The organism is Acidithiobacillus ferriphilus (genome assembly GCF_018854775.1).
Classification (GTDB): Bacteria; Pseudomonadota; Gammaproteobacteria; order Acidithiobacillales; family Acidithiobacillaceae; genus Acidithiobacillus; species Acidithiobacillus ferriphilus.
In genome coordinates, this window is sequence record NZ_JAAZTY010000008.1 from 1 (window position 1) to 5,655 (window position 5,655).

The window sequence follows — 5,655 nt, forward strand, 5'->3', positions numbered from 1 at the left end:
CACCGGCACCGGCACCCACATGGGGGAGCAGGGCGGAACGGGCGAGAGGCTTGTCCTGCATCTGAGCCGACAGTTCGGCGCGGGCCTGCGCCAGTGTCGGATCTGTCTGGTAGGCCTGCTGATAGGCCTCAACGAGGCTTTCCGCCCCGGCGGGCGTCGCGCCCAGAATCAATACCGCCATGAGAAGCGAAAGACGTGGGGGAAGACGATCTGCGCGCATGGGAATGACCCTATCGTGACGGTAAGGCCACAAGATACTGACCGCTCGGTCAGTCGTCAAGGAAGAATCCCGCGGTGATGTGCCCCAAGCGGCATCCGGGAATGGGCAAAATCACGCTTCTCCCTTATGCTGATGCTCCCGTTTCAGTGGACGCCGCTCTGCTTATGCCTCACCCTGTACTGACCCAATGTGTGGTGCCTTATCCTGAGAATGTCGCCACGGTGTTTGCGCCACTCGCCTCAACGCCCTGGTCCTTCTTTCTGGATAGTAGCGCGACGGTGTCCCCGCAGGGGCGTTACAGCATGCTGGTGACGGCACCGCGCCAGCGTCTGTGGCAAGAGGCGGGGCGGCTTTGGATTGCCGATGGGGATGGCCCCGCGCGGCGCTCGGCGCTTTCGCTCTGGGAGGCGTTGCGCGACTCGGTGATGAGGCTCCCCGATGCCGCCTCTCTGCCCGCAGAATTACCGTTTGCGGGCGGGGCGCTGGGCTATCTGTCCTATGATTTCGGGCTGGCGGGGCAGGGTATTCCGCCGCCTCCTACTCAGTCTCTTCCTGAAGCGGCCTTCGGTATTTACGATACGGCGCTGCTGGTCGACCATCATGGGCGCAAGGCCTGGCTTTGCGCGCCCGAAGACCGGATGGTGCAGGCACTCGCGGAGTGGCAGCCACGCCTGGCTCGCGCGACGGTATATTCCCCCGATCCATCTTTCCAGGTGCGGGGGCCGGTGCAGCCGCTCTGGAATCGCAGCGACTATGCCGCAGCTTTTGGCCGGGTGCAGGACTATATCCGGGCGGGTGACTGCTATCAGGTGAATCTGGCCCAACCCTTCGCCGTCCCGCACGCAGGATCACCATGGTCGCTTTACCAGCGACTGCGGACGGTCAATCCGGCGCCTTTTTCGGCATGTTTGTCCCTGCCCCAGGGCGCGGTGCTGAGTTTTTCCCCGGAACGGCTGCTGCGGGTTCAAAAAGATCGTTTACAGGTCCGACCCATCAAAGGGACACGTCCGCGCCTGGAGGATCGGCAGGAAGACCAGCGGATGGCACAGGCTCTTTTAGCCAGTCCCAAGGATCGCGCCGAGAACGTGATGATCGTCGATCTGTTGCGCAACGATCTGGGGCGGGTGGCAGCGACGGGCTCGGTGCAGGTGCCGCAACTCTGCGCGCTCGAATCTTACGTCCACGTTCATCATCTGGTCAGCGTGGTGGAGGCGCGCTTAGCACCGGGACAGGATGCATTGAGTGCGTTGGAGGCCTGCTTTCCGGGGGGATCCATTACCGGGGCTCCCAAGCGTCGGGCCATGGAAATCATCGCGGAGTTGGAAGTCGGCGCGCGCGGCCTGTATTGCGGAAGTATTGGTTATCTGGATCAGCGCGGCAGCCTGGATATGAATATTGCCATTCGCAGTATGACGGCGGTTCAGGGTGAGCTGCGCTTCTGGGCGGGGGGCGGCATCGTCGCGGATTCTGATCCGGATGCGGAGTATCAGGAGACGCTGGATAAGGTGGCCGTATTTCATCGCGAGCTTGCAGCATTGGCGGGAGAGGGATGAGGGTGTTTGTCATGGTGACCCCATCTGGCATAGAGTCGCTGCCAGTCTTGACTGCAAAAAACTGAATATGTCCGAAGAAAACAAAAAACGTCATACCCATTGGCAATTGTTGCTGCAGATCGTCTTTACGGTCGGCATTCTGTTTTGGCTCCTGCATAACACCAACTGGCAGGAACTGGGTCAGCGTTTTGCGGCGCTACGCCCGTTGTGGTTTGTGGCGGCCGTGCTGTCCTACGCCATGAATCTGTCGGTGTCAGCCATACGTTGGCGCATTATTCTCATGGCGATGGAGCGCTCCGCACCCATGCTCTGGCTGCTGCGGCTGAACTGGGTGGGTGCCTATTTCAATCAAGTACTGCCGGGTTCCGTATCGGGTGACGTGATCCGCGCCTGGTACACCCGCCATCAGACCCACTCCATGCCGCTGGCGCTGGCCGCAGTGTTCGGAGACCGCTTCATGGGTTTGGGGGCGCTCATTGCCATCGCTGCCGTGGCCTTTGTGCTGGGCGGTGCGCGGGTGGGATTATTGCCGCAGATGGGCTGGACGATCGGGATTCTGGTCTTTGCTTACGTCCTGATTGTATTTTTGATTCTGAGCCCATTGCTCAACTTTCTGGAAAAATTTGCGGGTAGGCTGGGTGAAAAGCTGCACGACATTCGTCTGGGAATGGCGGCGCTGCTGCGTCATCGTCTGGCCCTCGGCGGCACGATCGTGCTCTCCTTTGTGGTGCAATTCTTTTCCATCCTGACTTTCTGGCTGCTCGCCCGTGCCCTGGGCGAAGCCCCCGACGCCGTGGCGATCTGGGTGGTCTGGCCGGTGATCAGCCTTTTTCTGGCCTTGCCCATCTCTTTCGCGGGCTGGGGACTGCGTGAGGGGTTGATGGTGTTTTACCTGTCTTACCTGCACATGGGGCATGAACAGGCACTGGCGCTCTCACTTTTGCTGGGCTTCACCGTCGTGCTGACCAGCCTGCCGGGTGCGCTGCTCTGGATTGGGCTGCATCGCCACCATCAGGCGCCGCTGGATTTGAAAACACCGCCCGCCTCGCGTTAAACTGCGCGTCTTGCTGGCGTAGCTCAGTCGGTAGAGCTACTGATTTGTAATCAGTGGGTCGGGGGTTCGATTCCTCTCGCCAGCACCAAATAAAACAATCAGTTATGACAGTTTTCTGGGCGCCTTTATTTTTCCGAGCTAACCCAGGGCTAACCTCAGAGAGAAAAAGGGTTAGCCGGACTGATCCCGGCCAGTCTGTGCACTTCTGGGATGTCATCGCGCCTGAGGGCCGAGAAAATAGCACTGCATCTTCGCGCCGGATTCAGGTTGCTTAACAGGCGATCCGATAGGCTTGGTCGCCAGTGATTCCAAACGCTGACCAGACGGACATCGTGCCGTCTTTCGCCAGGCGGTAGGTCGGGGACTTCTTCAACGTGAATACGCAAGCGGCGATGATGGTCATGGGTTTAATCCTCTTTCTGCCCGCCCGGATCATGGCGGCGATGTTGTGAATGGCTCAATGGTCGGAACAGGTGGCGGCCATGAATACGCGGTCGGTGCCCACGGTGGCGACTAAATGCCCGCCTCTGGTTTTCGGGGGACCTTCCCGCCCAGTATCTGGACGAGTAATATTAATAATCAGAGGCGTGGACATCTGGTAGATTGCATAACTGATGGCCTCTCAAAATTCACGATATAGGGTAGGCCATGGATCCAGAAAACGATTTCAAGAGGTATTTTTGAGAGCGGTAACGGGTTGATTCTGTGGGTGTCCGTGGCCAGAAGTCATGACCTCTCAAAAACGGCCGGTTGCGAGAGGGCTATGAAGCATGACAAAACAAGAGCGTTTCAGTGCGCCGCTATGTGTTATATTGCACGTTACTTGTAATACAAGAAGGGGAATGACATGAGCGAAGCTACCTTTACTTTTCGGGTCGATGAAGCACTGAAAACGGAGTTCTCCACGGCCGCCAAGGCCCGCGACCGCAGCGGTGCGCAACTCCTGCGCGACTTCATGCGCGAGTTCGTGCAGCAGCAACAGGAAGCGGCCGCGCATGACGCATGGTTCCGTCGCCAGGTGCAAATTGGTCTGGATTCGGCCAATGCCGGCAACCTGATTCCAGCGGCCGAGGTTGAGGCTAGGTTTGCGGCCAAGCGGGTGGCCACGCGTCGCCGACTTGAAGCCTCCGAGTGATGAAACTGTTCTGGACACCAGAGGCGATACAAGACCGCGACGATGTCTATGACTACATCGAGGCCGACAACCCGGCCGCCGCGCTAGCCCTCGATGAGCTGTTTTCAGAGAAGGCGACTCGCTTGGTAGATCACCCAGGCCAGGGGCGGCCTGGACGCGTTGTCGGCACCCGCGAGCTGGTAGCGCATCGGAATTACATCCTGGTTTATGACTTGGCAGAAGACCTGGTTCGCGTGTTGCGCGTCCTGCACGCGGCTCGGCAGTGGCCGCCAGTTAAGAGGTGACGGCCTGCCATCGAAACCGTGATCGACCCGGAATGCTGGTCGCCGCACTTTCGTACACGGTTCCATCTCCCGTCCGAAACCGGACCCTTTTGGACGGGGTGAAGCCATGTCACGCGTTTTTGCTGATTGTCGGGTGTCTGTGCGACACCGATCATTCAACTGAGCCGATGCCACCGGCGGCAATGGCCGAGCAGCACGCATAGGCCTTCCGGCAGGTATCAGTCTGCTGCCGACCATTAGTACCCAACGACGGCATGGCAGCGTAAGCAGTCGTCCAGCAGGAGGCTGACCTCATGTTCTCAAAACTCGTCATCATGGCTGGAAACTGTGGCTGCATACTGAGAATGCTTTTCGAGAATTGCAACCCATTGATTTACTGTGCGGCAATGATCACCATTTGAAGCCTCTCAAAAACGGCCCTTTGGGAGAGGAGCGCCAGTCATAAGCCAGAGTCCCCGCTGGGGTTATCCGTAAATTCCGTTGTTCTATATGGTGGTATCTGATGTTACTTGTAGTATCATCTACAGATGAATAAGGCGATCAAGCTGCGTGAGGCTATGAAAAACCACCCCATGGGGTGGCATATTGATGACCTTCAGGTGGTTGCCCGTCAGCACGGAATCACCTGGCGGCATGATGGCGGCAGTCACTGCGTATTCATTCGGCTCGATGGGCGGACGCTACCCGTGCCTGCGCATCGACCGATCAAGCCGGTTTACATCAAAAAGTTTTTGCGCCTGGTGGCAGGAGAATGACCATGCACACACTGGACGATTACCCGTTCGAGATGCGCCCGCTGAAGCCCTCAGAAGGGGGAGGGTATCTGATTTCCTACCCGGATTTCACGGAATGCATTGCGGATGGTGAAACCTTGGAAGAAGCGTTACAGAATGGCCGGGACGCCTTGCATGCGGTTATAGAGGCGTTGCAGGAGCAGGGGATGCCGGTACCGGCACCGAATGGCGGGGGCATGGCTTCCGGCAAATTCATTGCCAGAGTGCCAAAATCCATCCATGCCCAACTCGCTGCGCGGGCTAGAATGGAGGGGGTATCGCTCAATGCGATGGTTTTGACGCTCATCGCCAAGGGGTTGGGTCAGGGAACGCGGGCGGAGTGAGGTTTGCCGGACGCTGAAAGATGGACGAGTTTCTGGACAGAATCAGGGCCGGAAACGGCCCCGAAAGTGTCCAGAAACCTGGCGTTCAGAAAACTGAACCGCCCCGGGTTTCGTGGAGGCCATTTGGTTTAAGTGCAGGCCGTTAATTCGGTCTGTTCGGCGAGTTGCCGATAGTAGTTTGCCTCAGCTTCTGCCGGAGGGATATAGCCGATGGGTTCGAGCAGCCTGACATGGTTGAACCACGCCACCCATTCGAGGGTCGCCAGTTCCACCGCTTCCCGTGTCCTCCACG

The 5,655-nt window shown here is 58.5% G+C and carries 7 protein-coding genes, 1 tRNA gene and 2 pseudogenes; 7 read left to right on the top strand and 3 right to left on the bottom strand.

What is annotated here, in order from left to right; genetic code table 11:
• A pseudogene (locus HF921_RS00515) lies at window positions 1–280 on the bottom strand (hypothetical protein); the annotation flags it as partial.
• Window positions 281–297: 17 nt separating this feature from the next.
• Here HF921_RS00515 and pabB point away from each other — a divergent pair.
• From pabB to HF921_RS00530, 3 genes are all read left to right on the top strand, one after another.
• On the top strand, window positions 298–1,773 hold the full coding sequence (gene pabB, locus HF921_RS00520; protein ID WP_226834242.1) for an aminodeoxychorismate synthase component I: 1,476 nt from the start codon (window positions 298–300) through the stop codon (window positions 1,771–1,773).
• A 67-nt stretch (window positions 1,774–1,840) separates the two neighbouring features.
• Window positions 1,841–2,827, top strand: a complete 987-nt coding sequence (locus HF921_RS00525) for a lysylphosphatidylglycerol synthase transmembrane domain-containing protein (RefSeq protein ID WP_215893097.1) — start codon at window positions 1,841–1,843, stop codon at window positions 2,825–2,827.
• Between the two features lie 12 nt (window positions 2,828–2,839).
• Window positions 2,840–2,915, top strand: a tRNA-Thr gene (locus tag HF921_RS00530).
• A 183-nt stretch (window positions 2,916–3,098) separates the two neighbouring features.
• On the opposite strand, the gene HF921_RS13390 is transcribed toward HF921_RS00530, so the two are convergent.
• Entirely contained in the window at window positions 3,099–3,230 is a 132-nt protein-coding gene (locus tag HF921_RS13390; RefSeq protein ID WP_256441972.1) for a hypothetical protein, read from the bottom strand.
• Window positions 3,231–3,674: 444 nt separating this feature from the next.
• On the opposite strand from HF921_RS13390, the gene HF921_RS00535 reads away from it, so the two are divergent.
• The 4 genes from HF921_RS00535 to HF921_RS00550 all read left to right on the top strand — a co-directional run bounded on the left by HF921_RS00535 (window position 3,675) and on the right by HF921_RS00550 (window position 5,363).
• The gene (locus tag HF921_RS00535; protein WP_064220196.1) at window positions 3,675–3,962 is read left to right on the top strand and encodes a CopG family ribbon-helix-helix protein; all 288 of its coding nucleotides are present in this window, start codon (window positions 3,675–3,677) and stop codon (window positions 3,960–3,962) included.
• Window positions 3,962–4,246: a type II toxin-antitoxin system RelE/ParE family toxin gene (locus HF921_RS00540; protein WP_064220197.1), complete on the top strand. Its 285-nt coding sequence runs from the start codon at window positions 3,962–3,964 to the stop codon at window positions 4,244–4,246. The genes HF921_RS00535 and HF921_RS00540 overlap by 1 nt, the downstream gene beginning before the upstream one ends.
• Window positions 4,247–4,773: 527 nt before the next feature.
• Window positions 4,774–5,001 (top strand): hypothetical protein, encoded by a 228-nt coding sequence (locus HF921_RS00545; protein ID WP_064220198.1) that lies wholly within the window; start codon window positions 4,774–4,776, stop codon window positions 4,999–5,001.
• A 2-nt stretch (window positions 5,002–5,003) separates the two neighbouring features.
• Window positions 5,004–5,363 carry a toxin-antitoxin system HicB family antitoxin gene (locus HF921_RS00550; protein ID WP_155735385.1) on the top strand — a complete coding sequence of 120 codons (360 nt, stop codon included), beginning with the start codon at window positions 5,004–5,006 and terminating at the stop codon, window positions 5,361–5,363.
• Window positions 5,364–5,491: 128 nt separating this feature from the next.
• On the opposite strand, the pseudogene HF921_RS00555 reads toward HF921_RS00550, so the two are convergent.
• Window positions 5,492–5,655, bottom strand: a pseudogene (locus tag HF921_RS00555) (IS3 family transposase); the annotation flags it as partial.